This window comes from Chryseobacterium proteolyticum (assembly GCF_046591535.1).
Classification (GTDB): Bacteria; Bacteroidota; Bacteroidia; order Flavobacteriales; family Weeksellaceae; genus Chryseobacterium; species Chryseobacterium proteolyticum.
In genome coordinates, this window is record NZ_JBJLWK010000034.1 from 1 (window position 1) to 425 (window position 425).

General features: G+C 31.8%; 1 pseudogene. It reads left to right on the top strand.

The annotated features are described in order from the left end of the window. A pseudogene (locus ACJ5H0_RS23130) lies at positions 1-425 on the top strand (RHS repeat-associated core domain-containing protein); the annotation flags it as partial.

Here is a 425-nt window from a genome sequence, read left to right on the forward strand (position 1 = left end):
TATAATAATCCAGTTAATACGTTATTTGCTATTTCAAGATACAATGGAAATATTGCAGAAGTAGACTGGAAAACTTCTGTAGATAGCGTATTAAGACGATATTCTTATTCCTATGATACTTTAAACAGACTTAATTACGGACATTATTCTGAACCTAATAGTACAGTACCACAGGAAAATCATTTCGGGGAATCTTCGGAATATGATTTAAATGGAAATATTACACGATTATACAGAAATACAAAAAACACAACCAATGGCCTTGCCATGCAGATAGATAATCTTACGTATTCATACACTGGAAACAGATTATCAAAAGTCGCAGAAGCTTCTCAGAATTCATCAGGATATCCTTATTTTGCAACTCCAAATGAAATTACTTATGATAATAATGGAAATATGACAAGCCATAAGGATAAGGACAT